The organism is Pseudarthrobacter sp. SORGH_AS 212 (assembly GCF_030818145.1).
Taxonomy (GTDB): Bacteria; Actinomycetota; Actinomycetes; order Actinomycetales; family Micrococcaceae; genus Arthrobacter.
This window is the reverse complement of record NZ_JAUTAA010000001.1, coordinates 633,921-659,514: the sequence shown is the minus strand read 5'-3', so window position 1 is coordinate 659,514 and position 25,594 is coordinate 633,921. Positions and strand designations below refer to the sequence as shown.

The 25,594-nt window shown below is 67.1% G+C and carries 19 protein-coding genes and 2 pseudogenes; 12 read left to right on the top strand and 9 right to left on the bottom strand.

The window, feature by feature from the left end:
- Positions 1-49: 49 nt before the first annotated feature.
- Positions 50-1,093 carry a peptidoglycan bridge formation glycyltransferase FemA/FemB family protein gene (locus QE394_RS02865; protein WP_349033669.1) on the top strand — a complete coding sequence of 348 codons (1,044 nt, stop codon included), beginning with the start codon at positions 50-52 and terminating at the stop codon, positions 1,091-1,093.
- On the opposite strand, the gene manA is transcribed toward QE394_RS02865, so the two are convergent.
- The 4 genes and pseudogenes from manA to QE394_RS02845 all read right to left on the bottom strand — a co-directional run bounded on the left by manA (position 1,090) and on the right by QE394_RS02845 (position 5,857).
- Positions 1,090-2,367, bottom strand: a complete 1,278-nt coding sequence (gene manA / locus QE394_RS02860) for a mannose-6-phosphate isomerase, class I (protein ID WP_349033668.1) — start codon at positions 2,365-2,367, stop codon at positions 1,090-1,092. The genes QE394_RS02865 and manA overlap by 4 nt on opposite strands.
- A 51-nt stretch (positions 2,368-2,418) precedes the next feature.
- Positions 2,419-4,069: pseudogene (locus QE394_RS02855) on the bottom strand (LCP family protein).
- A 10-nt stretch (positions 4,070-4,079) separates the two neighbouring features.
- Positions 4,080-4,664 (bottom strand): 5-(carboxyamino)imidazole ribonucleotide mutase, encoded by a 585-nt coding sequence (purE, locus tag QE394_RS02850; protein ID WP_261620945.1) that lies wholly within the window; start codon positions 4,662-4,664, stop codon positions 4,080-4,082.
- Positions 4,661-5,857 (bottom strand): 5-(carboxyamino)imidazole ribonucleotide synthase, encoded by a 1,197-nt coding sequence (locus QE394_RS02845; protein ID WP_261620944.1) that lies wholly within the window; start codon positions 5,855-5,857, stop codon positions 4,661-4,663. Before QE394_RS02845 ends, purE begins: the two co-directional genes overlap by 4 nt.
- Positions 5,858-6,032: 175 nt before the next feature.
- Between QE394_RS02845 and QE394_RS02840 the strand changes: the two genes are divergently transcribed.
- Entirely contained in the window at positions 6,033-6,590 is a 558-nt protein-coding gene (locus tag QE394_RS02840; RefSeq protein ID WP_056081900.1) for a GtrA family protein, read from the top strand.
- 57 nt (positions 6,591-6,647) lie between these two features.
- On the opposite strand, the gene QE394_RS02835 is transcribed toward QE394_RS02840, so the two are convergent.
- On the bottom strand, positions 6,648-7,376 hold the full coding sequence (locus tag QE394_RS02835; protein ID WP_056081899.1) for a TIGR03089 family protein: 729 nt from the start codon (positions 7,374-7,376) through the stop codon (positions 6,648-6,650).
- A 395-nt stretch (positions 7,377-7,771) separates the two neighbouring features.
- Here QE394_RS02835 and QE394_RS02830 point away from each other — a divergent pair, with 395 nt between their 5' ends.
- The 3 genes from QE394_RS02830 to QE394_RS02820 are packed head-to-tail and all read left to right on the top strand — an operon-like array spanning position 7,772 to position 13,342.
- Positions 7,772-8,305, top strand: coding sequence for a WhiB family transcriptional regulator (locus QE394_RS02830; RefSeq protein WP_082497433.1), 534 nt, complete (start codon positions 7,772-7,774; stop codon positions 8,303-8,305).
- Complete coding sequence (locus tag QE394_RS02825) at positions 8,305-11,673, top strand: glycosyltransferase (protein ID WP_349035362.1); 3,369 nt, start codon at positions 8,305-8,307, stop codon at positions 11,671-11,673. The genes QE394_RS02830 and QE394_RS02825 overlap by 1 nt, the downstream gene beginning before the upstream one ends.
- Positions 11,666-13,342, top strand: coding sequence for a DUF5719 family protein (locus QE394_RS02820; protein ID WP_349033667.1), 1,677 nt, complete (start codon positions 11,666-11,668; stop codon positions 13,340-13,342). The genes QE394_RS02825 and QE394_RS02820 overlap by 8 nt, the downstream gene beginning before the upstream one ends.
- Positions 13,343-13,355: 13 nt before the next feature.
- Here QE394_RS02820 and QE394_RS02815 read toward each other — a convergent pair whose 3' ends face one another.
- Positions 13,356-13,868 carry a metallopeptidase family protein gene (locus QE394_RS02815; protein WP_056081888.1) on the bottom strand — a complete coding sequence of 171 codons (513 nt, stop codon included), beginning with the start codon at positions 13,866-13,868 and terminating at the stop codon, positions 13,356-13,358.
- Between the two features lie 119 nt (positions 13,869-13,987).
- On the opposite strand from QE394_RS02815, the gene QE394_RS02810 reads away from it, so the two are divergent.
- The 4 genes and pseudogenes from QE394_RS02810 (at position 13,988) to QE394_RS02795 (ending at position 17,633) form a co-directional block, all read left to right on the top strand.
- Positions 13,988-14,377, top strand: a complete 390-nt coding sequence (locus tag QE394_RS02810) for a DUF3499 domain-containing protein (RefSeq protein WP_056081883.1) — start codon at positions 13,988-13,990, stop codon at positions 14,375-14,377.
- Positions 14,378-14,457: 80 nt separating this feature from the next.
- Positions 14,458-14,694, top strand: a complete 237-nt coding sequence (locus QE394_RS02805; protein ID WP_056081880.1) for a hypothetical protein — start codon at positions 14,458-14,460, stop codon at positions 14,692-14,694.
- Positions 14,695-14,824: 130 nt separating this feature from the next.
- A pseudogene (ahcY, locus tag QE394_RS02800) lies at positions 14,825-16,304 on the top strand (adenosylhomocysteinase).
- A gap of 90 nt (positions 16,305-16,394) precedes the next feature.
- On the top strand, positions 16,395-17,633 hold the full coding sequence (locus QE394_RS02795) for an Ig-like domain-containing protein (protein ID WP_056081875.1): 1,239 nt from the start codon (positions 16,395-16,397) through the stop codon (positions 17,631-17,633).
- A 2-nt stretch (positions 17,634-17,635) separates the two neighbouring features.
- Here the strand turns inward: QE394_RS02795 and QE394_RS02790 are convergent, their stop codons facing one another.
- Positions 17,636-18,436, bottom strand: a complete 801-nt coding sequence (locus QE394_RS02790; protein WP_349033666.1) for an RDD family protein — start codon at positions 18,434-18,436, stop codon at positions 17,636-17,638.
- Between the two features lie 72 nt (positions 18,437-18,508).
- Here QE394_RS02790 and QE394_RS02785 point away from each other — a divergent pair, with 72 nt between their 5' ends.
- Both QE394_RS02785 and QE394_RS02780 read left to right on the top strand, forming a co-directional pair.
- Positions 18,509-19,501 (top strand): stage II sporulation protein M, encoded by a 993-nt coding sequence (locus QE394_RS02785; RefSeq protein WP_268158530.1) that lies wholly within the window; start codon positions 18,509-18,511, stop codon positions 19,499-19,501.
- Positions 19,502-19,627: 126 nt separating this feature from the next.
- Positions 19,628-20,890, top strand: a complete 1,263-nt coding sequence (locus QE394_RS02780; protein ID WP_349033665.1) for a TIGR01906 family membrane protein — start codon at positions 19,628-19,630, stop codon at positions 20,888-20,890.
- Here the strand turns inward: QE394_RS02780 and QE394_RS02775 are convergent.
- Positions 20,881-22,710, bottom strand: a complete 1,830-nt coding sequence (locus tag QE394_RS02775) for an AMP-dependent synthetase/ligase (protein ID WP_349033664.1) — start codon at positions 22,708-22,710, stop codon at positions 20,881-20,883. The two genes, QE394_RS02780 and QE394_RS02775, sit on opposite strands and share 10 nt — an antisense overlap.
- 66 nt (positions 22,711-22,776) lie before the next feature.
- Positions 22,777-24,516, bottom strand: coding sequence for a phospholipid carrier-dependent glycosyltransferase (locus QE394_RS02770; RefSeq protein WP_349033663.1), 1,740 nt, complete (start codon positions 24,514-24,516; stop codon positions 22,777-22,779).
- Positions 24,517-24,562: 46 nt separating this feature from the next.
- Between QE394_RS02770 and rsmI the strand changes: the two genes are divergently transcribed.
- The gene (gene rsmI / locus QE394_RS02765; RefSeq protein ID WP_056081857.1) at positions 24,563-25,438 is read left to right on the top strand and encodes a 16S rRNA (cytidine(1402)-2'-O)-methyltransferase; all 876 of its coding nucleotides are present in this window, start codon (positions 24,563-24,565) and stop codon (positions 25,436-25,438) included.
- Positions 25,439-25,594 lie beyond the last annotated feature (156 nt).

Here is a 25,594-nt window from a genome sequence, read left to right as displayed (position 1 = left end):
AACGGCGCTCCGGGGCTTCGGCGTTCAAGGCTGGTATAGGGTTTAAGCCATGATTCCTGCCGTTGTGCCCTGTACTGACCGCGCCCTCTGGGACGAATCCGTCGACACGTTCAAGGGGCATCCGCAGCAGTTGTGGGGCTGGGGAGAGACCAAGGCCATGCATGGCTGGTCGGTGGACCGGGTGCTGCTGAAGGACGGCGAGACCACAGTCGGAGCCGCCCAGCTGCTGGTCCGCCCGCTGCCGCTGCCTTTCCGGGCACTGGTCTACATCCCCCGGGGCCCGATGTGCTCTGTTGAGGACACCCAGGCCGTCCTCAACAGCCTCGCTGACCACGCCGCCATCCGGCACCGCGGCGTGGCCCTGAGCATCGAACCCGACTGGGACAGGGACTCGGCTTACGCCGGGGCCGTGGCCGGGGCAGGCTTCCGGGAAACCACCAACACCGTGCTCATTCCCAGGACCCTGATCCTGGACCTCACCCGGACCGATGACGAGCTCATGGCCGAAATGTCCAAATCGACCCGGGCGAACATCCGGAAGGCGATGCGCAGCGAGGTCGAATTCCGCAAGATCAAGAACGAGTCCGAGCTCGAACAGGTCCTGGCCATCTACCACGAGACAGCCGAGCGCGCCGGGTTTGGCATCCACGAGGACCAGTACTACCGCGACATCTTCCGGAACCTCGGTGACGGCTCACCCGTCATTGGAGCGTTCGACGGCGAGCAGCTGCTGGCCTTCGTCTGGCTCGCCCGCAGCGGCGCCACAGCGTTCGAACTCTACGGCGGCGTCTCGGCCGAAGGACAGAAGCAGCGCGTGAACTACGGCGTCAAATGGGCCGCCCTGCAGTCAATGCGGGAGGACGGATGCTCCCGGTACGACTTCAACGGCCTGCTCAACGACGGCATCTCCGATTTCAAGAAGCAGTTCGCGAAGCACGAAAACATGCTGCTGGGAACGTGGGAAAAACCGCTCTCACCGTTCTACCCGGCCTACTCAAAAGCGATGCCGCTGGCCCGCCGCGGGCTCCAGACGGCCCGGCGGCTGGCAAAAGCCGCCGCCGGACGGGCACGGACGCTGCTGCGCCGGGGCTAAAGGCCGGTCGTCACAGCGAACGCCAGGGCCGCCTCGGCGCTGTCTGAGGCCAGGTGCACGTTCACCGGAGCCTCGGCAGCTGCGAGGAAGGCGCTGGCACCGCGGTCCAGGCGCAGGTCGCCCTTGGGTGAGTCCAGGTAGATTCCTCCGGCCACCACGATCACCACTGCTGCGCCGGACTGTGCCAGCGGCACCGGGCCGTCTCCGGGGGAGAGCTGAATCCGCTGGAGCTGGAACTCCGCGAAGGGCGGCCTGAAGAGTTCCTGGCCCAGCTCCGACCGTTCGGCGCCCAGCATGGGGACCGCCACCGGGCTGAAGTCGATGGTGCGCAGCAGTTCGGGAACATCAACGTACTTCGGCGTGAGGCCACCGCGCAGCACGTTGTCTGAGGACGCCATCACCTCCACCCCCAGGCCGTGCAGGTAGGCATGCACGTTGCCCGCGGGGAGGTATACGGCCTCGCCCGGCTGCAGCGAGAGGCGGTTCAGCAGCAGGGAAATCAGCACGCCCGGGTCGCCCGGGTACTTCTCGTTCAGGCTGATGACTGTGCCGAGTTCGGCCTCATAAGGAGCGAGGCTGCCGCCGATCAGTGCGGCAACCACCTGCGACGTGGCCGTGGCGACGGTCTCCCCGCCGGTGATGAGCCGTTCGAAGGCCCTGCGCAGGCCGGCGCCTTCATCACCACTGTGGGCTCCGTCGTCGAGATCCGAAAGCAGGGCCGCCACCAGGGCAGCGCCCTCACGCCCGGAATCCCCGGGGGACCCCGCTTCACGGGTAACCGCGTCCGCAACGTGCTGCAGGACCTCACGGGTGGCCGCTAAGGACCGGAAGCCGCAGAGGGCCTCGAACGGCGTCAGCGCCAGGATCATTTCCGGTTTGTGGTTGTCGTCGCGGTAATTCCGGTGCGGGGCGTCCGGGGCCACGCCCTCAGCGTTTTCACGGGCGAACCCGTCCTGTGCCTGCTGCAGGCTGGGGTGGACCTGGAGGGACAGCGGCTGGGCAGCGGCAAGGATCTTCGCCAGGAACGGCAGGCGCGGCCCGAAACGTGCCACGGACTCCGCCCCCAGGAAATGCTCCGGGTCCGAGGTGATCAGCGCATCCAGCGGCGTTGTGCTCCGGTCCTCCGGGACATGGGCGGTGGACGGCGAGTCAGGATGGGCGCCGATCCAGAGTTCAGCCTCGGGGGCACCGGACTCCGGCCGGCCAAGGAGGGCTGCGATGGCTGTGGTGGATCCCCACGCGTAGTCCCGGAGGACGTTGTCAATCTCGTACAAAACCGTTCCGTTTCTTGGGTAGGGCTGTCAGGACGTTTCCGGGCACGCACGCTAAAGCGGCGCGCACTGGCCGTTCGTTGCCACGAGCTGCCGGATGGCTTCCTCATTGCCTTCGCTCTTGAGCTGGTTCAGCATCTCCGCAGTGATCGGTTCGCCCTCGGGCGTGGTGGTCACCGGGGTGAAGTCCGCCGGCGCAGGGGTGGCCTGCTGCGCAGTGCTCCCGCCGGCCTGCAGCACTCCGGGGGAGCGGCTGCCGGATGCCTGGACGTGCCCGCCGCCCGCGGCTGGTACTGCCATGACGTCGTCGGCCGTTCCTGCCGACTGGGCACCGGATGCGGAGGCCAGCAACTGGTCCACCCTCTCGTGGATCTGGTCGAAGTCAGGCACGGTGGAGAACGACGCGTCAAAGTCCGGCGGGCCGAGGGTGAGGCGCTTGGCCTCCTTGCCCTTGGCTTTCATGGCGAGGTCCACGAAGCTGCCCAGCTGCGAGGAGGAGATGTTGGAGTCCACCACCTTGGTTCCGGCCTTGGCAATATCCTCGAACTTGGCGAGGAGGGTGGCCGGATCGAGCTGCTTGAGCATGGCCTGCTGCACGCACTGCTGGCGCTGGATCCGGGCGTAGTCGTCCACGTATTCGCGGGACCCGTCCGTACCACAGTGCCTGGTCGCCATTCAGGGTCTGCTCGCCGGCCGGGATCCAGCCGAGCGGCATGCCGTGCGTCTTGGTGGCTTCGTCGAAGTATCCGCTCATGGGAACCCAGCCGCCTGCCTTGATCCTGATCCCGCCCATGGCGTCAATGAGCGTGGAGAAGCCTTCCATGTCCACCAGGACGTATGCCTGGATGGGCATCCCCAGCGTTCCGGACACCGCTTCCATGGTGGCCTGGGCGCCGGGATCGGCCACTCCAGGGTAAAGGTCCGCGTACTGGTTGGTGACTTCGGTGTTGATGGCGTTGATCAGGCATTCGTCGCCGCAGTTGTAGCCGTCCGGGTAGACCGAACGCATGGGCGAGCCCTCACTGAATTGGGCGTTCTGGAAGTTGCGGGGAATGGAGATGATGGCCGTCTGCCCGGTCTTGGCATCGACGCTGAGCACCGACAGGCTGTCCGGCCGGCGGCCGGTGCGGTCATCACCGGCGTCGCCGCCCATCATGAGGAAGTTGTAGCGTCCGTCCACGGGCTCGATGGCCGGACCGGAGGAGAAGATGCTGCCAATGGCGTTGCGCCCCACGTTGAGCAGATAGGCCGCGTAGCCCAGGGATCCGCTGCTGATCACCAGTGCCAGGACAAGGGCGATGCCGACGCCCGGCCGCGCGCCGGGAACCAGCAGCACAGGCCGGATGAGGCGCAGGGTATTGATGAACAGGACAGCCCAGCCGACGGCGAGGGCCACCAGGACGAGGATGATCACCAGCGAGGCGAACTGGTTGGTGATGACGTTGATGAGCAGGGGCCGGTTGAAGAGCAGCAGCAGGAGTGCAAGGACGATTGCCGCCCAGGCGCAGAGCGTCACGCGCAGCGCCGTCCGCCCAAGTTTACGGTCGCCCGCCACGAGCTGTGCGCTGCCCGGAACGAACAGTGTCAGCAGGATCAGGACGAACGCGCGCTTGGTCCGCACCGGCGGCGACGCGCTCACCGGGTAGCGGACGGGGTCTGTCAGGGACGTGTCAGACCCGGACTGGGGGACCTTGCTGCTGGACATTTCGGCGGTCCTAACGGTTGCCCCGCAGTGTTCCGCTGCCCTCGGCAAAGACCTCGCTGACCTTCTGCCGGAGGTTGGCACCCTTGCGGGACGCCACGGCGTTGAGGTCCGCGGCGAACTCGAGCAGGTCCGCGCGGAGGGACGCGGCGAGTTCGTCGGTCCCGGAAGCCAGCATGCGCACGGCCAGCAGGCCTGCGTTGCGGGCTCCGGCAATGGATACCGTGGCTACGGGCACGCCGGCGGGCATCTGGACGATGGACAGCAGGGAGTCCATGCCGTCCAGCGTCTTCAGTGGAACAGGCACCCCGATGACCGGCAGGGGAGTGACGCTGGCCAACATACCGGGCAGGTGTGCCGCGCCGCCGGCGCCGGCGATGATGACGCGAAGCCCGCGCTCGTGGGCGGTCTGGCCGTACCGGATCATCTCCGTGGGCATCCGGTGCGCGGACACCACGTCGGCCTCGAACGGGATGCCGAACTCTGCCAGTGCTTCCGCCGCCGCTTCCATGACGGGCCAATCCGAATCGGAGCCCATAACCAGCCCCACCAGGGGGCTTGCCGCGGATCCGTTGGCCGGGGTGATGGGGGCGCTCATGCGTTCTCCTCGAATGTCATGGGCGGCTCTTCTGCCGGTGCCCGCCCGTCACGGATGATGCCGGCCACAATCCCGGCCCGGCGCCGCACTGACTCTACTTCCGTGGTGGAGGCGCCCACCAGATTGACGTGGCCGATCTTGCGTCCGGGCCGCACCGACTTGCCGTAGCAGTGCACCTTGGCCGCAGGTTCGCTGGCCAGGGCCTGCGGGAATGCCGCATACAGGTCCTGGTTGTCGCCGCCCAGAAAGTTCTTCATGACTGTTACCGGAGCCAGCGCGTCGGTAGCGCCCAGCGGAAGGTTCAGGACTGCACGCAGGTGCTGCTCAAACTGGCTGGTCACCGCGCCGTCCTGGGTCCAGTGCCCGGTGTTGTGCGGGCGCATCGCCAATTCATTGATCAGGAAGCCCGCCCCGGTCCCGGGAGTCTCAAAGAGTTCCACCGCCAGCACACCGGTCACACCAAGTTCTGCGGCGATCCGCAGCGCGGCGTCCTCGGCTGCTGCCGCAACCTCCACGGGGATGTCCTGGGCGGGGGCGATGACTTCGTCGCACACACCGTCCACCTGGATGGTGTGGACAACGGGCCAGGCGCGGGCCTCACCGTCCGGGGTCCGTGCCACCAGCGCTGAAAGCTCCCGGGTGAACTCCACCTTGGCCTCCGCCAGGAGCGGGCTCATTGCGGCGAACCAGTCGGCTGTTCCGGCCGCCTCGTCCGCCGACCCGACGATCCTGACGCCCTTGCCGTCGTAGCCGCCGCGCGGAGTCTTCAGGACCACGGGCCAGCCGGTGTCATCGCCGAAGCGCACCAGCGCATCAACGTCGTCAACGGAGGCCCACACCGGGTTGGGCAGTTCCAGCCGGTCAATGGCTGCCCGCATCACCAGTTTGTCCTGGGCGTGGATGAGGGCGTCGGGGCCTGGCTGGATGTTGACCCCGGCCTCCTGGAGTGCCCGGAGGTGGGCAGCCGGGACGTGCTCGTGGTCGAACGTCATGACGTCGAGGTCCTTGGCAAAGTCCAGGAGCGTCTGCAGGTCCTTGTAGTCCCCCACCGGGGATGTGGACACCGCGGAGACGGCAGAGACGTCCTCACCTTCCGCCAGGACTCGGAGTTCGAAGCCGAGGGCAGTCGCGGCTGGGGCCATCATTCGGGCAAGCTGGCCGCCGCCAACAACACCTATTACTGGAAAAGTCACATCTGCCAGCCTACCGAAAACCGCCCGATAACCCGGCTTCCGGCCGTGGCGGGAAGCGATATTCGAGGTAACGCGGCCCCTCCAGCGGGGATTATTGGGAGGCTGCTCCAAGGTTCGAGGCGCTAAAATGGATCTCTGGCCAAAAGGCCCACACGTTATACGGCCTTGGAGGGTCATGATTTCCGCACTTGCAGACCGCATCCGGGGCCTGGCGTCGCTGTTTTGGCGCGAGGTTGCCAAATTTGGGGCGGTGGGCGGTGTGGCCTTCGTCATTGACAACGGCCTGACGTATTACCTGATGCACGGTCCCATGACGGACAGCGAAGCGAAGGCGCGGTTCGTTGGCGCCACGGTGGCCACCGTCTTCTCGTGGATCGCCAACCGTTTCTGGACCTTCCGCCACCGCCGCCAGGACAATGTCCTGCGCGAGTTCGTCATGTTCGTCCTCATCAACGGCATAGGCATCGGCATCTCCACCGGATTCACGGCGCTGGCCAAGTACGGGCTCGGCGTCACTGATAAGAACCTGCTGTTCCTGGCCGGTGTGGTCGGCATCCTGGTGGCCACCGTGGTGCGTTTCTTCGCCTACCGCTTCCTCGTGTTCAACAAGGAACTGGACGAAGAGCCGGAGTTCTCGCATGACCACGAGCTCATTGAAGTGCACCACCACGGAGCGCCGGTGGCGGCAGACAACGAGCGCCAGCCGTCCGCGGACGGTCCGGCGAAGTCCTAGGGGGACGTTACCGCCCCCTTCCGGAATGGCAGGGGTACCGGGCGGTGCCTGACGGTGCTAGTTGCCGTGGATGCGTTCGGCGGACAGCAGCCTGTCGGTCAGCTGGACGTCCGGGTGGGTGATCACCACGGACCCGTCCTGCTTCCATGCCCCGAGGGCATTGGCAAGTGCCGCCTCCAGGCCATCCCCGGCCGGAATGTGCAGCCGAACGCCGTCGTCATGGCTGGCGGCGAATCCCTCCAGCAGGTCCTGCTGGAGGTGCTCACGGCCATCCGATCCTGAGATGGCCCGCGCCAGGGGATCGGGATCGGCATGCGCCAGGAAAACATCTCCATGCAGGCGCACTTCGGCCGCGTAGTCGAGGCAGCCGCCGGCGAGCTCACCCGGCCATCGCATCGCCAGGGCAGGAAGCGCGACGGCGATCACGGCGTCGTAGGTTCCGTCTGCCGGATCCTGCCCGGGCGTCCCGCCGTTCAGCCGGTCGGGGTCGGCAGTGACGAGGAAGTCGGCGCCCCCACCATCCAGGACGGTTTCGAGGCCCAGCTGCCACGAGGCAAGTGCCCACACCATTGTTTTCCAGTGCGCGGGAAGGGCCAGCCTGATCTTCATGCCGGGCCCGGCATCGAGCTCATCCTGCAGCAGGTTGCTGGTCTTCGCTACCCAGTTGTCCAGGACCCGGCCCGAAAGTTCCACCCGCTCGCCCTCCGGCCCGTACCACGTCAGCCGCGGTGCGGTGGAGTTGCCTGAACGGAGGCTGTTCATCAGCTGGATTGCCGGAGTAGTCATGCCTCCATCCTGCCACTGGCCGCCGTGCCGGTCATCCGGCCCGGGCGTGCCCGCAGCAGAGGCGATCGGCGCCGCATGAGATCTTTATCACATGAAGTAGTAAGCGGGCTTGCTATTTACCGCGAAGGGCGTTACTTTCGCGCGGCGACAGCGATTCCGGCCCGTTTTCCGTCCTTTTGGCCGGCGGGAGAGGGGGAAGCGGCTCCGGTGGGTAAAAATTCCCGGGCGTGGCGTGCACGTGGTTCGCCGAGGTCACTGATTATTATCCCGGCTGCGGCTTGACTCGCCTTAGTTACACACGTGTAATTAGATATCTAAAGGCAACTGCGTAAATACCGGCACACAACCGAGTGTCCACGTATCCAGGCAGTGGCTGCAACACCAGGAGGGTCGCCGTGGGGCAAGCAGAGCGTATCCAGGAAGATGCCGTCGTGGCCGGACAGGCTACGGCAAGGTACCGTGCCCGGGGGGTGCCCAGCGATTGGTACGTGGATCCCGCCGATCCCGCCGCCGCGGACCGCTACAACAGCAACACCGGCGCTGCTCTTGAAGACCAGGCCACCGCATTCCTGGCAGCCCACGAAGCCCTTCTCGATGGCGGCGCGGAACCCGAAGACGAACTTGACCCGCCCATGGAACTGGCTGCTCCGGGAACGGTGCAGCCGGTGTGGATCGGCCTGCCGCTCCAGCAGGACTTCGACGACGAAGGGGAACTGGGCTGGCAGACCGACGCCCTGTGCGCCCAAACCGATCCTGAAGCTTTCTTTCCGGAAAAGGGCGGTTCCACCCGTGATGCCAAGAAGGTCTGCGGTGCGTGCAATGTCCGCTCACAGTGCCTGGAGTACGCGTTGGCCAATGACGAACGGTTCGGCATCTGGGGAGGCCTTTCCGAGCGTGAGCGCCGACGACTGAGGAAGCGAGCGGTCTGATTCACCAGGATGTCCATGTCACTGCCGTTGTGGTTGCCCACAACGGCAGTGCCTATCTCCCCAGAACGCTTGCAGGCTTAGCGGACCAGACCCGGCCGGTCGACTACGCACTAGGCGTCGATACAGGGTCCGGCGACGACTCCCGGACCCTACTCGAAAACACATTGGGCCGAGCCCATGTCGTCTCCCATGATCACGGGAAGGGCGGCATGGGCGCCGCTGTGTCCGCAGCCCTTTCGGAACTGGCCCCGGGCGGGGCAGCCAGGCCTGACGGCAAGCCGGAGTGGATCTGGCTGCTCCACGACGACGCCGCCCCGGCCCCGGAGGCCCTGGCCGAATTGCTCGGCGCCGTGGAACGTGCGCCCTCGGTGACCGTTGCCGGCTGCAAGCAATTGGACTGGCACGAGGAACGGAAGCTCATCGACGTCGGGCTGTCCACCAGCAGGTGGGCGGAACGGCTGACGCTCATCGACGCCGACGAGCTCGACCAGGGACAGTACGACGGCCGCAGCGACACTTTTGCCGTCAACTCGGCGGGAATGCTTGTGCGGCGGGACGTGTGGGATCAGCTGGGCGGATTCGACCCCGGGCTTCCGGGCACCGGAGACGACGTCGACTTTTGCTGGCGCAACCGGCTGGCAGGGCACCGTGTTGTCGTAGTGCCGGCGGCCCGAATGTTCCATGTGGCGCACAGGCCGCATGGCCTGGGAAACCCGGCAGCAGCCAGGAAGGCCCAGGTGCACCTGCGGCTGAAACACTCGCCGCTGTGGATGGTTCCGGTGCATGCCGCAGGTGCCCTGCTCGGAAGCCTCTTCAGGCTGGTCCTGAGCGTCGTGGTGAAGGACCCGGCCCATGGAATCACGCAACTCGCTGCCACGTTCGCCGCCCTGGCACGGCCACGTGCCCTTGCCCGCGCCAGGAAGTCGGCCCGGCAGACCCGGCGCATCCGCCGGTCCGTGATCCGCAAGCTCCAGACCCCGCGACGGGAAGTCTGGAGCCACCGGCGTTCCCTCATGGAAGCCATTGGCGCGGATGACAACCCCGCGGACGAGCTTGAACAGGACCCCCTGGCGCACCAGCCCACCGGTGACTCCGCAGACGATTTCGCCGCGCTGGCGACCCGGAAACGCGGCTGGGTGGGCAACGGCGCCCTGGCCGCCTTCATCATCGCTTCCCTTGCCTCGCTGTTGGGCCTGGCGGGCCTTCTCCGTGCGGAGGCTGTGGCCGGCGGTGGCCTCATCCCCATCTCCACTGGCCTGGGGGACATCTGGCAGAACGCCTCCGGCTGGTGGATCAATCTTGGGGCGGGACTTCCCGGCCACGGAGACCCCTTCGATTACGTGCTGTGGGTCCTGGGGGTACTGGGCGGCGGCAACGCGAACGCGGCCATGGCCTGGCTTATCATCCTTGGCACGCCACTGTCCGGACTGACGGCGTGGTTCGCCGCAGGCGGGCTGACCACCCGGCGGAGACTTCGCCTGGCCGCCGCACTGTTCTGGTCGGCTGCGCCAGCGCTGCAGGTTGCCCTGAACCAAGGGCGGGCCGGAGCCCTGGTGGCGCACCTGATGGTTCCATTGGTTGTCCTGGCCCTGCTGCGGGCTACGGGTTCCGCTGTGGGCCACGGCCGGCACGCGTTACAGCAATCAGGCCCGCGCGCAGCCGAGAAACCGGCCGTCCGGCCAGGAATCAACGGAACGCCTTCCTGGACTGCCGCGGCCGCGGCGGGCCTCGCCCTGGCCGTCGCAGTTGCTGCCGCACCCTCCCTCCTGGTCCCGGCAGCCCTGGTCATCATTATCTGTGGCCTTCGGATGGGCCGGCGCGGCCGGACCGTGTGGTGGGCCCTCCTGCCGAGCGCTGCGTTGTTCATTCCGTTCGGCATTTCGGTGCTCGACAGGCCGCGTGCCCTGCTTGCCGACCCCGGCATGCCCCTGCCCTTCGAGGCTGCCCCGCTCTGGCAGCAGCTCCTGGGGCAGCCGCTGGCTTTCGACCCCGCAAAGGGGCTGGTGGGGCTGCCGCTCTTCGAAGACGGCGCGCTGCCGTGGGCCCTGGTGCTGGCGGTCCTCCTGGCAGCACCGGTACTGATCCTTGCCGTCTCGGCCCTTTTCGCCCCGGGACGCGGGTCCGGGACGGTGCGGACGCTGTGGGCAGCGGCCACTGTAGCGCTGGCCTGCGGATGGCTGGCCACCCAGGTGGCCACCGGTGCCACTGCGGACAGTCTCGTTACCCCGTTCACCGGACCGGCCGTTTCCGCCGCTGCGTTTGCCCTCCTGGGTGCCGGACTGCTCGGAGCGGAACGGCTCCTGAACGCAGCCGGCCGGGCAGCCGCAAAAGAACCGCGCCGTGCCACGGTGGCCAACGCGGCGGTAGCAGTGGGCATGGCGGTCCTTCTTGTTGGCCCGCTGGCCAGCATGGCCGCATGGTCTGCCCATAACCTGCTGCGGACCGCCCCAGCGACTGCGGCGCCCGCCGTTCCCGAAGAGTCCGGGACACCCGGGCTCGGTACCGCCAGGCTCATAGAGGCTGCCGGCACCCGCACCCTTCCAGCCACCGCAATCGACCGCGGAACCGGTGCTGAGCAGACACGGACACTGCTGATCGGTACCCGCGAGGACGGCACCTACGACGCTTCCCTGATGCGTGGTGCGGGAACCACCCTGGACAGTCTGTCCGCTATTGCCTCGGCCCGGAGCATCACTGGTGCTGCGGGAGCCGAGACCGTGCGCGGCGACGACGACGTCACAGCGTCCGTCCGCAGGGTAGTGGCCACACTGGTTGCCGGGCAGGGCGTTGACCCCCGCGAAGACCTTGAGAAGCTCGGCGCCGGATTCGTGGTCCTGCGCTCGGCAGATACCGCGGCTCAACTGACCGCAAGCCGGATGGACGCCGTCCCGGGGCTTGTGGCTGTGGGACAGACCGACGTCGGCTGGCTCTGGCGCATTACGTCCCGGAACCAGTCCGCCACACAGGCAGCGGAAGTTGCCCACCGCGTAAGGATTACGGACAGCAACGGCACCACGCTGGCTATGGTGCCATCGGGCCTGAACGACGTCGACGCATCCGTTGCCGGCGGCCCGGAAGGCCGCCTGGTTGTCCTGGCCGAACGCGCCGATCCTGGCTGGACCGCCTGGCTCGATGGCCGGAAGCTCACATCCACCACGTCAGGATGGGCGCAGGCGTTCACGCTGCCGGCGTCCGGCGGACAACTGACAGTACGCTACGAGAACCCCTGGTCCTGGTGGGTAGGAGCAGCCCAGTTCACCATCATCGGCCTGACGGTCATGCTCGCCATCCCCATGCCGGTCAACAGGCCCAGGACCGGTCTGTCACGCGACGAAGGCGCCCTGCGTAAGGAAAAGCAGAATGCATGAGCACCCCACCCGTCCCGCCGCAGCCGATGCCGCATCCGGGCAGGACCGGAACGGACTTCAAGGCCGGAAGGACTCCGGCGCGGCTGACGTCCCTGCCGGCGGGAAGCGGCGGACGACGGCCCTTGCCGGGGCCGCCACAGCCGTCCTTGTCCTGGCCTGCGCCGGAGGTGTCGTTGCCGCAGGCTCGCTGCTGCCCAACGCCGCCTCCAGCCGAAGCGTCCAGCCTGCTGCTGCCTCTGTTCCCGCCGGAACCAGCGTGGGTGTGTGCCCGGGCCCGGCGCGCCTGCTGGAGGGCACCGAAGCAGGTACCGATCCGCAGTTCAGCCCGGAGTCGGACACCGCCGCCACCAGCGTGACCGGCGCGGTATTGGGGACTGCGGGTGTAGTACCCGGAAGCCGGCTGTCGCGGCTGGACGGGGCTACCGCCGTCGAGATCGCCAAGGCTCCGGGCGCACCGGCATCCGAAGGTCCGCGGCAGGAACTGCTGGCCGGTACGGTGTCAGGCCGTGGGGTGGACTCGGTCACAGTCCTCAGCGCCGACGCCGTGGCAAACCAGAAGGCCTCCGCAGCGGGGGCCATGATCTTCAGGGCAACCGACGGTGACCTGCAGGGTTCGGCCGCGGCCAACTGCCTGCAGCCCTCCAACGACCAATGGCTTGCCGGAGCCAGTACCACCGTGGGCCGGACATCGGTGTTGGTCCTGAGCAATGCATCCGGCAGCCCGGCCACCGTCAGCCTCGAGCTGTTCGGCGGGAAGGGGCAGATCCAGGCGCCGGGAAGCCGCGGCCTGCTGGTGGCGCCGGGAACCACGCGTTCAGTGGTGCTGGCCGGGCTGGCGCCGGGCGAGGAACAGCTGAGTGTCCGTGTCCGCAGCACTGGCGGTCCCATTGCGGCGGCCATCCAGCAGAGTGTCCTGCGCGGCCTGATACCCGGGGGAGTGGACTTCATTACGCCGGGCACTGCGCCCGCTGTCCGCCAGGTGATGACCGGCGTTGACATCCAGGATGCTGCCGGCATCGCTGCGCTGACCTCTAAGCCAGGATACGCAGACGCCGCGCCCGCGCTGGAGATCACCGTCCCGGGGCCGTCCGACGCCGTGGTCGAGGTCAAGCTCTATGGACGGGACGGCCAAAAGGCACTTCCGTCCGGCGGCGTGATCACAGCCAAAGCCAATTCCATCACCGAAGTATCCCTGGCAGGGGTGCCGGCCGGAAACTACACGGTAGCGGCGTCGTCCGACGTTTCCTTTGTGGCGGCAACGCGGATCACCCGCGGGCTGCAGGCGAACCAGCCCTCGGACATCGCCTGGGCGGCATCCGGAATCCGACTGGGCAGCCAGCATGTGGTGGCCGTGCCCAAGGGCGGCACCCGTCAACTGGTATTTGGCGCCCTCGATGCCAGGGCCACCATCACCTACGCCCCGATCACCGCCGACGGCACGGTGAAGGCACCGGCCACCGCCGATATCGCCGGCGGAACGACGGCCTCCATCACCGTCCCCAATGAGGCAGACGGTGCCGGGGTTGTGGGCTACGTGGTGTCAGCATCCGGCGATGCCGCCTACGGTGCGGTCCTGGTGGGACAGGATGGCCGGAGCGACGTCTCGTCGCTGCCGTTCCAGCCTGCAGCCGCCGGGCAGGAAACGGTCCCTGTAGCCCTGGGCTACTGACCCGCCTGCGCGTTCAGTAGCGGCGCCGGTACACCGGGTCCAGGGTTTCGGGCGCCACGCCCAGCATCTCGGCAGTGTGCTCAACGACGACGTCGTGAACCATGTCCTGGAGTTCCTCCACGCCCGGGCAGGCCTGTTCCACTACGCGCCGGTAGACGGTGATCAGCGGCCCGTCATCCCCGGCTGCCGGCGTGTAGGCGCCCATGGGTGCGGGTGCGCCGGTGGCAGCCAGCAGTTCCAGCTCGGGTGGGATTTCATCAACGCCGAACCTGACGCCGTCCAGGGTCTTGCCCCATATATCGTGCAGCCGCTGGGCCGAGTCCAGCACCATGTCATCGAAGCGGTCGCCGCGCGTCCGGTAGCCGGGGTGGGTGGGCAGCATGACTTCCCCGCGCAGGCCCCGGCCGTGACGGTTCCGACGGCGCCGCATGAAGCTCCGGCCGGCGGCGGACGCCCCGGTGGTGGACTCGACATCCGGGTCAGCCAACCGGACCGTCAGGCCTGAATTCTGGTTCGATGACTGCATACATTGACTTTAAACCCGGACCGGGGATTCCGCGACAGATTCGCCCCGCAGCGAAGGCGCGTCCGGGCAGGGGCCCCAATGCGGCGTTTTGGCGTGGGTGCAGAGTAGTCTGGGATGTCGTGGGAGCTATCCGTCAGTGTTCAAGATCTGCCTGCCGCCAGTCGGCGGTGGCAACCCTGACCTATGTGTACGCGGACTCCACCGCTGTCTTGGGTCCGCTTGCCACATACGCAGAACCGCATTGCTATGACCTCTGTGAGCAACACGCCGACTCGCTGACCGTTCCCCGTGGCTGGGAGGTGTTGCGGCTGGCCATGCCCTCAACTCCGCAGCAGCCCGGCCCGGACGATCTCCTCGCGCTGGCCAACGCGGTGCGGGACGCGGCAGCAGTGCCCGCCCAGGCGCCGCAGCAACCCGCGCAGCGCAGCCAGCATTCCGCCTTGGAGGCGCCTGCCGGGGCCGAAGGGACCCGAAGGGGACACCTGCGCATTTTGCGCGAGCCGTCCTAAGCCCTTTCTGGCGGTACGCTGGAACCTGCACACCATTTCCGCTACCGGCGCGAGCGCGCCCGCCAGGGAGCCTGAACCATATGCCAAAAATCAGTTCCGAACTGTTGTCTGTCCTGCGTTGTCCCGTCACGGGCTCGCCCCTGGTGCAGGAGGGCGAGGAACTGGTGGCCACGGCCGCAGGGGCTGGCGGCGTGAAGCCCCGCTACGCCATCGAGGACGGCATTCCCCTCCTCCTGCCCCCGGAACTCCTGGCAGCCGCGACGGCCGCCGGGTCCGACCAGCACGACTCGGACCCCGCCGAAGGCGCCGTCCGCTAACCCCGCCCGGCCCCGGTGCATGACTCCCGGAGCCCCCCCTGCGGAACACCAAACAACTGCCATTTCCAGGCCCTCCGGAAACGCTGATGCGGCCTGTTCATGATTTCCCGGACACAGCAAAGGACCATCCATGACCTTCGATTACAAAGTTGCCGATATCTCCCTGGCAGAGGCCGGCAGGCACCAGATCCGCCTGGCGGAGCACGAGATGCCCGGCCTGATGTCCCTCCGCGAGGAATTCGGCGCCAGCCAGCCGCTGAAGGGCGCCCGGATCGCGGGCTCCCTGCACATGACGGTACAGACCGCTGTGCTGATCGAGACCCTCACCGCGCTCGGCGCCGACGTCCGGTGGGCGTCCTGCAACATTTTCTCCACCCAGGACGAGGCTGCCGCAGCCGTCGTCGTGGGCAAGGGAACGGTGGAGGACCCCCAGGGCGTCCCCGTCTTCGCCTGGAAGGGCGAAACGCTTGAGGAATACTGGTGGACCGCCGAACAGATCCTCACCTGGCCGGGTGCCGAGACCAACCCTGAGCTGGGCCCCAACATGATCCTCGACGACGGCGGCGACGCCACCATGCTGGTGCACAAGGGCGTGGAGTTCGAAGCAGTCGGCAACGTTCCGTCGGCAGACCCCACCGACTCCGAGGAATACGGCATCTTCCTCGACGTCCTGCGCCGTTCGCTGGCCGCCGATCCGCAGAAGTGGACCCGGACTGCCGCCACCATCAAGGGCGTCAGCGAGGAAACCACCACCGGCGTCCACCGCCTGTACCAGCTCGCCGAACAGGGCCAGCTGCTCTTCCCGGCCATCAACGTCAACGACTCCGTCACCAAGAGCAAGTTCGACAACAAGTACGGCATCCGCCACTCGCTTCCGGACGGCATCAACCGGGCAACGGACGTCCTCATGGGCGGCAAGGTCGCCGTCGTTTGCGGCTACGGCGACGTCGGAAAGGGCGCGGCAGAAGCCCTCCGCGGCCAGGGCTCGCGCGTGATCGTTACCGAAATCGACCCCATCTGCGCACTTCAGGCGGCCATGGACGGCTACCAGGTGGCCAAGCTTGAATCCGTGCTCGCCCAGGGCGACATCTTCATCACCACCACGGGCAACAAGGATGTCATCATGGCCGAGCACATGGTGGGCATGAAGAACAAAGCGATTGTTGGCAATATCGGCCACTTCGACAACGAGATCGATATCGCCGGACTGGCCAAGGTCCCCGGCGTCAACAAAGTCGAGATCAAGCCGCAGGTACACGAATGGGTCTTTGACCAGGGCACCGGCTCCGAGCGTTCCATCATCGTCCTGTCCGAGGGCGCGCCTGCTGAACCTGGGCAACGCCACCGGCCACCCCTCCTTCGTGATGAGCAACTCCTTCGCGAACCAGACCATCGCCCAGATTGAGCTGTGGACCAAGAAGGACCAGCCCGCCGACGAGCGCGAGTACGGGAACCAGGTCTACGTCTTGCCCAAGGTCCTGGACGAGAAGGTGGCCCGCCTGCACCTGGATGCCCTTGGCGTGGAACTGACCGAGCTGACCAAGGACCAGGCCGAGTACCTGGACATCGACGCCGCCGGCCCGTACAAGCCCGAGCACTACCGGTACTAGAAGCCGCCGCCAACAAGCCGTTACCAAGAAGTAAGGTGCCCGGGCGCCCTCCGCGCCCGGGCCGTTACTTCCAGCGCCTAGGATCTGATCATGGAGCCTGAAGTCCAGCCCCGCCGCCCCCGGTCCCTCAAGAAGATGCTCATCATCGCTGTGGTGTGCATCCTCGCGGCTGCCGGCGGTGTGTTCGCCGCCGTCGCCCCCGGCCTCGCCGGCGTGGATCTGGAATCCGAAGCCGGATCCGCTACCCGGACCTCTCCCGGCATCGCGTCACCGGTGGTGGCTGCGGTGAAGTCCGAGGCTTCCCCGGTCAACGGCGCCAAGCAGGTCAACCCCGCGGCTCCCGTGTCGTTGAAGGTCAGCAACGGCACCATCGAGCGCGTGACGCTGACCAGCACTGCCGGCGAAAAAGTGGATGGCAGCATCGACCCTGCCGGCACCGGATGGACCGCCACGGCGCCACTGAAGTTCAACACCGACTACAGCTATACGTTCGTGGTGAAGGACGGTGCGGGACGCGAAACGAGCACCACCCAGCAGTTCAGCACCGTCTCGAGTTCGCACGAGGCTGACGCCGCAGTGTACCCGCTGGACGGCATGAAGGTGGGCGTAGGCCAGCCGCTGCAGATCATCTTCAGCGAACCCGTGCTCAACCGGGACGCCGTGGAGAAGGCCATCAAGATCACCAGCAGCGCCGGGCAGGTGGGCGCCTTCCACTGGTACAGCGACAAGATGGTGCGGTACCGGGCGGAAAACTTCTGGGCCGCAAATTCCACGGTCACTATGGACATGCAGATGTTCGGCGTGGACCTGGGCAACGGCCAGATCGCCAATTTCGACAAAAAAGTGAAGGTCAATATCGGGGATAAGAAGGTGGCCGTGGCGGATGCCACTGCACACACCTTCACCCTCAGCGTCAACGACCAGCCGGTGAAGACGCTGCCCGTCAGCATGGGGGACAAACGGTTCCCGTCAGCCCGCGGCTTTGGCGTCCTCATGGAAAAGAACCGGTTCGACCACTTCCGCGCCTCCAGCATCGGGCTGAAACCCGGCGACCCGGCCTATTACGGTGACGTGGATGTGGAGTACACCATCAGGCTGACGCTCAGCGGGGCCTACATCCACCAGGCGCTTGAATCCGCCTTCCCGTACATCGGCAACACGAACGTCTCGCACGGCTGCATCGGGTTCGCCCCCGACGGCGCCGCCTGGGTCTTCGACAACATGGGCACCGGCGACGTGGTGAACATCATTAACACCGAGGGTGACTACGCCGCCCACGATGACGGGTACGGCGACTGGAACATCCCCTGGGCTGAGTACGACAACTGACGTCAGCTGCCGAAAGGCAGCCGCTGCAGCCGCTCGCCGACCTCCGTGTTGCGTTGGCGCTGCCTGACCAGTTTGGTGAGTTCCCGGTTCCGCCGCTCGGCCACGACGGCGGCAAGGTAGTCGTCCGGGCCGGTGCCGGGCGGCGGCCCGGGCGCCACGTGGGCCGCGAGTTCGGTGGCGATTGATGCGGCCATGCCTGCCCGGGAAAGCGGCGCCATCCTGCCGGCCTGCCGGATGAACTGGGACGCCCGGCGTGCGGTGGCATCCGGGATGCGGCCAATATCCGCCGTCCGGGCCCAGGCGTGGAGGCCTGGCGGGATGGAGACCGGAACCGGCCACTCGGCAGCGACCCGGGTGCGGACTGCGTAAGTTCCCGCCATCAGGTCGCCGAGCCGCCGTGACTTATCGTTGAAGAGTGCCACGGCAAGGGCCAGGCCGCCGAAGGTCAGGTAGACCTCCAGGAAGCCGGCCAGTCCACGGATGAGGGCGTGCCGGAAGCGGATGGCCCCGCCGTCGTCCCGCACCACCCGGAGGCCTGCGGCAAGCTTGCCCAGGGACAGGCCCCGGCTCAGTGTTTCCAGCCCCACCGGGACAACCACCAGGCAGAAGACCACGCTGCACAGGACCAGCGCGCGCATGGCGGCCTCGTCCAGGTCCCCGCCGGCGGTGGCGAGGCCGATCAGGATGACCACCAGCAGGACCATGTTGAAGAGGACGTCGAGGAACAGTCCCAGGGCGCGCGCTGCGAAGGAGGCGGGGCGCAGCTCCAGGACCACGGCCTCACCGGTGATGATCGAACCCACGTGCGTATCCGTTTCCTTGCGGCCGATGGTGCAGTCGGTCAAAGTCTAGTGCGGTGCCGCTAGGCTGGTGCCGTGGATATGGACGCCTTTTCCGCCGTCAACGCGGACAAGTGGTCGCGGCTGCACGAGCTTTCCCACAAGGGCAAGCTCAGCGGGCTGGAGGCCGATGAGTTGCTTGCCTTGTACCAGGCCACGTCCGCCCACCTGTCCCTCGTCCGTTCAGTTGCCCCGGAAAGCGGACTGTCCGCGTCCCTCTCAGCCACCCTGGCGCAGGCACGGACACGGTTCACCGGTGCACGGTCCAACCCCATGGCAGACCTGGAGCGGTTCTTCGTCCTCGCGCTGCCGGCAGCGTTCTACCGCCTGGCGTGGCTCACGCTTGCCTGTGGGGCTGCCTTCCTCGTCATTGGCGCCGCCTACGCGGTCTGGATCGGATCATCGCCCGAGGCCCTGCGCGCGGTGGCGTCGGAGGCTGCGGCCAAGCAGTACGTCGAAGAAGACTTCATTGACTACTACTCGGAGAACCCGGCTGCTTCCTTCGCCGGCGCGGTGTGGACCAACAACGCCTGGATCAGCGCCCAGGCTGTTGCCCTGGGCATCACCGGTGTATGGGTGCCCATCATCCTTTTCACCAATGCCCAAGGTGTAGGCGTGGCGGCTGGCATCTTTGCCGCCGCCGGCAAGTCGGACGTCTTTTTCAGCTACATCCTTCCGCACGGCCTCATGGAACTCACCGCCGTCTTCATTGCCTGCGCCGCTGGACTTCGGATCTTCTGGGCCATGGTGTCGCCGGGGCCAAGAACCAGGCTGCGGGCTGTGGCGGAGGAGGGCCGTTCGTTGGTCACCGTGGCGCTGGGCCTGGTCCTGGTGCTCTTCGTGTCCGGCCTCGTGGAAGGTTTCATCACGCCCAGCCCGCTTCCAGCCTGGGCGAAGATTGCCATCGGCGCCGCCGTGCTGGCCTGTTACTGGACATACACCCTGGTATGGGGCCGCCGCGCCTACCAGGCGGGGGAGCGGGGCGACCTGCGCCGCGAGGATGCAGGCTACACGGAAATCGCTGCCTGAATCGTTGTAATTGCTCCGGGGTGGTTCCTCGCCCGCGTCAAGGAGCGGGCGGTAGGCTCAACAACAGATGAAGCGCGCCAGCCTATCCCAGCGCGGCGCGGACACCCCAACGGAAGTGACGCTGTTGTGAAAGACGAGACACCGGCCCGCGCCCAAAGCGCCAAGCCGCAGCCCGAACCTTTCCTGGATACGTCAGGGGACTCGGACGAGCCCGCCTTCTCCTGGATGGCGGCTGACTCGGCCGACCGCGACACCGGCAAGGACACCACCCCCCGGGACCGGTCCCTCAATGACGGCACCGGAAAGGAATCCCCGGCACCGGCGCGCACCGCGGACGGCTCCGGAAAGGAGACCCCGATTCCGGTACGCACCGGGGATGGGACCGTCACGGAAGGCGCGGCTGTACCCCTGGACCAGCAGCCGGACAGCAGGTCTGGCCGCCGCGCCGCGGAACCCGCCGACGAACCAGCCGCCCAAAAATCTGCCACTGTGCAGGCCCCTGCAGCCGGGACGTCCGCTGCGGGATCCTCTGCTGCAGCACCATCCGCCACCGGCAAGCCTTCCGGGAAGGGCGACGGCGGGGTGTTCCGCGAACCGCTCCCCACGTCCGCGCTTTCGGTCCGCCCACCCGAGGAGGAAGTGGAGCGGCGCAATGCCGAGCGTGAGAGTGCGGCCAACGCCAAACCTGTAGCACCGAGGGTCATGCAGGTCCTTCTTGCCGTCTTCTTCCCGGTGGTCCTGCTGGTGCTCGCGGTCCGCGCAGTCACCAGCCCGCTGTTCCTGTGGATCGAATACAACCGCCCCGGCTTTCCCGGCGACGGTTACGGGTTCAGCACGGACGACAGGATGACCTACGGCTCCTACGCCGTCGACTACCTGAGTAACTGGGCAGGTCCGCGCTACCTCGGCGACCTGGTGCACCGCAGCGGCGACAAACTGTTCAAGGACGGCGAAGTCAGCCACATGGCCGACGTCAAGACCGTGATCCTTTCCACCTTCGGAGCGGGCATCCTGCTGCTGGTCCTGGGCGTCATTGCCGTCCTGTATTTGCGCAAGCGCAGCGCCGGGGGAGTCCGGCGGGGCCTCTTCGCCGGTTCCATTGTCACGCTGGTCCTCATTGTGGGACTCGGCACGCTGGCGTTCCTGGGCTGGCAGCAGTTCTTCACCGAGTTCCACCGGATCTTCTTTGCGGACGGATCCTGGACCTTCAGCCTTGATGACACCCTGATCCGGCTGTTCCCCGGCCAGTTCTGGATGGACGCCGGCATCGTGATCGGGGGCCTGGTGCTCCTCGTCTCGCTGGTGACCCTGATCCTCACCTGGCCCACGCGCCGCCGGCGCGGCGTGGCTCGGGCGGCGGAAGAGACCACGGAGCCCGCTCAGGCGTAAAGCTTGGCCACCTCGGCGTTGAAATCGCTGACGACGGCGGACCGCTTCAGTTTCAGCGACGCCGTCAGGTGGCCGGATTCCACCGTGAACTCCGTGTCCAGGAGCGTGAACCGGCGGATGGATTCGGCCTTTGAGACCGAAAGGTTGGCATGGTCCACCGCTTCCTGGACGGCCGCGAGGACCTCGGCGTCAGTGACGGCGGCCTGGCGCTCCAGCGGCTGCAGCCCGCGCTCCGACCTCCAGTCAGCCAGTCCATCCGGGTCAAGGGTGATCAGCGCTGACACGAATTTTTGGCCGTCACCCACCACCACGGCGTGGCCCACCAGCTGGTGCGCCCTGATGATGTCTTCGAGGGGCCCGGGGGCCACGTTCTTTCCGCCGGCCGTGACCAGGATGTCTTTCTTCCGGCCCGTGACTGTCAGGAAGCCGTCCGGGTCCAGTACCCCGAGGTCTCCGGTGCGGAAGAACCCATCCACGAACGCGTCGGCATTTGCCTGCGGGTTATTGTGGTAGCCCCTGAACACGCCGATGCCTTTGACCAGGATTTCGCCGTCCTGGGCCACCCGGATGGTGGTGCCCGGAATGGGAATGCCCACGGAGCCAACGCGAGTCCGGGTGGGGGTGTTGGCCGTACACGGCGCCGTGGTTTCGGTGAGGCCGTACCCCTCCAGCACCGGGATGCCTGCACCGCGGAAGAAGTGTGCGTCCTCCAGGGAAAGGTGGCTGGCTCCGGACACGGTGTAGCCCACCTGGCCGCCCAGTGCCTGGCGCAGCCGGGGATAGAGCAGCCGGTCGAATATGCCGTGCCGGACCCGCAGGACGAACCCGGGCCCGGACCCCTCCCCTCGGCTTTGCCGGTCCTGTTCGGTGGAGTAGGAGATCGCTGCTGCTGCGGCCGCCTGGAAGAGCCGGCCTTTCCCGGCCAGTACTGCCTTGTGTGCGGCGGTGGCCCGGACCTTTTCGAAGATCCGGGGGACCACCAGCAGGAAGGTGGGCCGGAACGTTCCCAGGTCCTCCAGCAGCTGCGCGGCGCCGGGGGTGTGTCCCAGGGTGGCCCCGGCGGAGAGGCAGACCACCTGCACGGCCCGGGCAAGGACGTGGGCCAGCGGCAGGAACATCAGGGTCCGGGACTGGTCCTGGACCAGGAGCTCCGGCAGGAACGCCACAATGTTCCGGGCCACCAGAGCAAAGTTGCCGTGGGTGATCTCGCACCCTTTGGGGCTGCCGGTGGTGCCCGATGTGTAAACCAGGGACGCGACGTCGTCGAGGCCCGCCGTGCTCCGCTGCCGTTCAAGTTCGGCGTCGCTGACTCCCGCGCCCGCAGCCGACAAGCTGGCGAGGTGCGGTGCTTCGCCGTCGTAATCCATCCGTATGACGTTGACCAGGCGGTCCCGGAGCGTGGCCGAGCCGGCCACCACGCCGCTGACAAGCTCCGCCGTAGCGTGGTCCTGGACAAAGACGCGGCGCGCTCCGGCATCGTGGAGGATCCAGTCCACCTGGCTTGCTGAGGATGTTTCGTAGATGGGGACTGTCACTCCGCCGGCGAACCAGATGGCGAAGTCCACCAGGGTCCACTCGTAGGAGGTGGCCGACATGACGGCTACAGTGTCGCCGGGTTCGAGCCCGCCGGCGATCAGCCCCTTGGCCAGTGCGCTGACGTCCTGCAGGAACTTCCCGGCCGGTACATCCACCCACCCGTTCGGCCCTTTGCGCCGGTACAAAGCATGCGCGGGATTGGCGGCGTTCCGTTCCAGCAACAGGTCCGTTACGTTGCTGGCGGCGTCCAGCCCGACCAACAGTTCAGTGCTTGCTTCTCTCACGACAGGTCTCCGTTCCGCAGCCAGGCCGCGGCAGCGGCGTCCATTGGGGTCTGATGCCATCCTGCCCTAGATCCATGACGGCATCCACATGCGGACCTTCCATGCGTCGTAGGGGATGACCTCCGCTGCCCACACGGGGTAGAAGAAAGCCGACAGCATGATGGCTGCCGCCACGAACAGGACCACCAGGTACAGCCCCGAGCGGCGCCGCCATGGCGGATCGGATGCCCTGCCGAGGACCAGGCCCAGGCAGTAGGCGAGGGCCAGCACCAGGAAGGGCTCGAAGGACACCGCGTAGAAATAGAACATGGTCCGGTCCGGGTACATGAACCACGGCAGGTATCCCGCGGCAACGCCGGCCAGTATGGCACCGGCGCGCCAGTCGCGCCGTCCCGCCCACCAGAAAAGCAGGACAACCAGGGAGATGGCCGCAGCCCACCAGATCAGGGGGTTGCCCACGGAGAGGATGGCCGACGTGCATTTGGCGACGTCGCAGCCGGGGGTGCCCTGCTGGGGGGATTCATAGAAGAACGACGTCGGCCGGCCCAGTACCAGCCAGCTCCAGGCGCTGGCCTCGTAAGGGTGCTCGGAACTCAGGCCCTGGTGGAAGGTGTAGGCCTCCTGGTGGTAGTGGGCGAGTGACCGCACGGCGTCTGGCAACCAGCCCCACGTTGCGGAGGGGTTGTTTTCTGCCCAGTTGCGGAAGTAGGCATTGTCGGACCGGAACCAGCCGATCCACGTCAGCGAATAAACGACGGCGGCCACCGGAACCGTGCTGAAGAAGGCGGGAAGGCCGTCCTTGATGATTCCGCCGCTGACCCAGCCCCGTATGCCCGCCACCCGCCGCGCATTCAGGTCCCAGAAGACGGTGAGCAGCCCGAACCCCGCCAGGAAGAACAGGCCGGACCACTTGGTGCCGACAGCCAGTCCAAGGCAGACACCGGCCGCGATGCGCCACCAGCGGACGCCAAGCCACGGGCCGGACAGCAGTTCTGCCACCGGCGGACGTCCGCCATTGCGTGCCGCAGCAGCGGCCAGCCGGGCAGCGAGCCTCCTCCGGCCATCGTCCCGGTCCATCAGGAGCGCCCCGAATGCCGCCAGGATCCAGAACATCAGGAAGATGTCCAGCAGCGACGTGCGTGACATGACGAGGTGGTGGCCGTCCACTGCCAGCAGCAGGCCGGCGGCTCCGGCCAGCGGAAGCGACCTGAAGAGCTTGAGGGCAATAAGGGAGACCAGCAGGACCGAGAGGGTTCCGGTCAGGGCCGCTGCGAAGCGCCAGCCGAAGGGATTGTCGGAGCCGAAGAGCGCCATACCCGCGGCGATCATCCACTTGCCTACCGGCGGATGGACAACGTATTCGGGGGCGTTCAGCAGGACATCCGGATTACCGGCGTTAAAGGAGTCGTTCGCCTTGTCCGGCCAGCTGCGCTCGTAGCCGCTGATGAGGTAGGAGTACGCGTCCTTGACGTAGTACGTCTCGTCGAAGACCAGCTTGTGCGGTGCATCCAGGCGGAAGAAGCGGAGGATTCCCGCCACCACCGCCGTGAAGACGGGCACCAGGACGAACCAGATCCGCAGCGAGGGCGGGTACTCCCGCCACGACCGGACGTTGCCCAGCAGCCGCGTCCGGAGTCCGTCAGCGCTGAAGGCCTCCGCCGGCCGGACCACCCACGGCCGGGACCTGCCGCGTACGGACCGGAGCGGACCTTGTTCACCAAGCCCAGGAAGGGTGCCTGCAGACGCCGCGGGAGCGGGTTGTCCGGCTCCCGGCCGCCGCGTCGAGGTCTGCGTCACGAGCCCCATGCTACCTTTTGCGGCTGGCAGTCCTTCCCAGCAGTAGGCTGGTGGCGTGGATTCTTCCCCCAACACCTCACCAGCCGCCGGCCCTGCGACCCCCGGGCGCATCGTCCTTGCTGCCACGCCCATCGGAAATGTCGGCGACGCCTCCGCGCGCCTGGTTGAGCTCCTGGGGACAGCGGACATTGTTGCCGCGGAGGACACCCGCCGCTTGCACCGCCTGGTCCAGAGCCTCGGCGTCACTGTGGCCGGAAGGATCATCAGCTACCACGAGCACAACGAAGCGACCCGGACCGCGGAACTCCTTGACCAGGTACGGACGGGCAGCACCCTGGTGATGGTGACCGATGCAGGCATGCCGTCGGTCTCCGATCCTGGTTTCCGGCTGGTGGAAGGTGCCGTTGCCGCCGGGCTGACGGTCACCGCCGTCCCCGGCCCGTCCGCTGTCCTGACCGCCCTGGCGCTGTCCGGCCTGCCGACTGACCGGTTCTGCTTTGAGGGTTTCCTGCCGCGGAAAGCCGGTGAACGTGCCGGCCGGCTGGCAGACCTCGCCGGTGAGCGCCGGACCATGGTGTTTTTCGAAGCGCCGCACCGGCTTGAGGTGATGCTCCGCGCGCTGCGGGAGCGTTTCGGGCCGGAGCGGCCCGTCGCTGTGTGCCGGGAGCTGACCAAGACATATGAGGAAGTGATCCGGGGGTCCCTCGACGAGCTGCTGCACTGGGCCGAAAACAACGAGGTCCGCGGCGAGATTGCCGTGGTCCTCGGTGGCGCGCCGGAGCAGGCCGCCGGAACGCCGGAGGACCACGTGGCGGCAGTGAACGAACTGGTGGCCCAGGGCATCAGGCTCAAGGAAGCCGTGGCCGCCGTCGCAGAGGACGTCAGGGTCAGTAAACGTGAGCTGTATTCGGCCGTCCTTGCCGCCCGCTGAGCCCAGCTCGAACCCGTCCGGCCCGTGGTGGAAAGTGCTGTGCAGCTGCACAGTAAACCCGTGATGGGGCAGTGCGCCGGAGCGTAGACCCCTCCTCCGTGCCCGCAGTAGTGTGACAGTTAATCGGCCTCCGACGCTCCGCCGCAACGGCAGGAC

Excerpts from the sequence above, each read along its gene's own strand:
- QE394_RS02835 (WP_056081899.1), bottom strand. The coding sequence starts at position 7,376 with ATGACTACTCCGGCAATCCAGCTGATGAACAGCCTCCGTTCAGGCAAC.
- QE394_RS02805 (WP_056081880.1), top strand. The coding sequence starts at position 14,458 with ATGCCAAAAATCAGTTCCGAACTGTTGTCTGTCCTGCGTTGTCCCGTC.
- QE394_RS02795 (WP_056081875.1), top strand. The coding sequence starts at position 16,395 with ATGGAGCCTGAAGTCCAGCCCCGCCGCCCCCGGTCCCTCAAGAAGATG.
- QE394_RS02770 (WP_349033663.1), bottom strand. The coding sequence starts at position 24,516 with ATGGGGCTCGTGACGCAGACCTCGACGCGGCGGCCGGGAGCCGGACAA.
- purE (WP_261620945.1), bottom strand. The coding sequence starts at position 4,664 with ATGAGCGCCCCCATCACCCCGGCCAACGGATCCGCGGCAAGCCCCCTG.
- QE394_RS02815 (WP_056081888.1), bottom strand. The coding sequence starts at position 13,868 with ATGCAGTCATCGAACCAGAATTCAGGCCTGACGGTCCGGTTGGCTGAC.
- QE394_RS02865 (WP_349033669.1), top strand. The coding sequence starts at position 50 with ATGATTCCTGCCGTTGTGCCCTGTACTGACCGCGCCCTCTGGGACGAA.
- QE394_RS02840 (WP_056081900.1), top strand. The coding sequence starts at position 6,033 with ATGATTTCCGCACTTGCAGACCGCATCCGGGGCCTGGCGTCGCTGTTT.
- QE394_RS02820 (WP_349033667.1), top strand. The coding sequence starts at position 11,666 with ATGCATGAGCACCCCACCCGTCCCGCCGCAGCCGATGCCGCATCCGGG.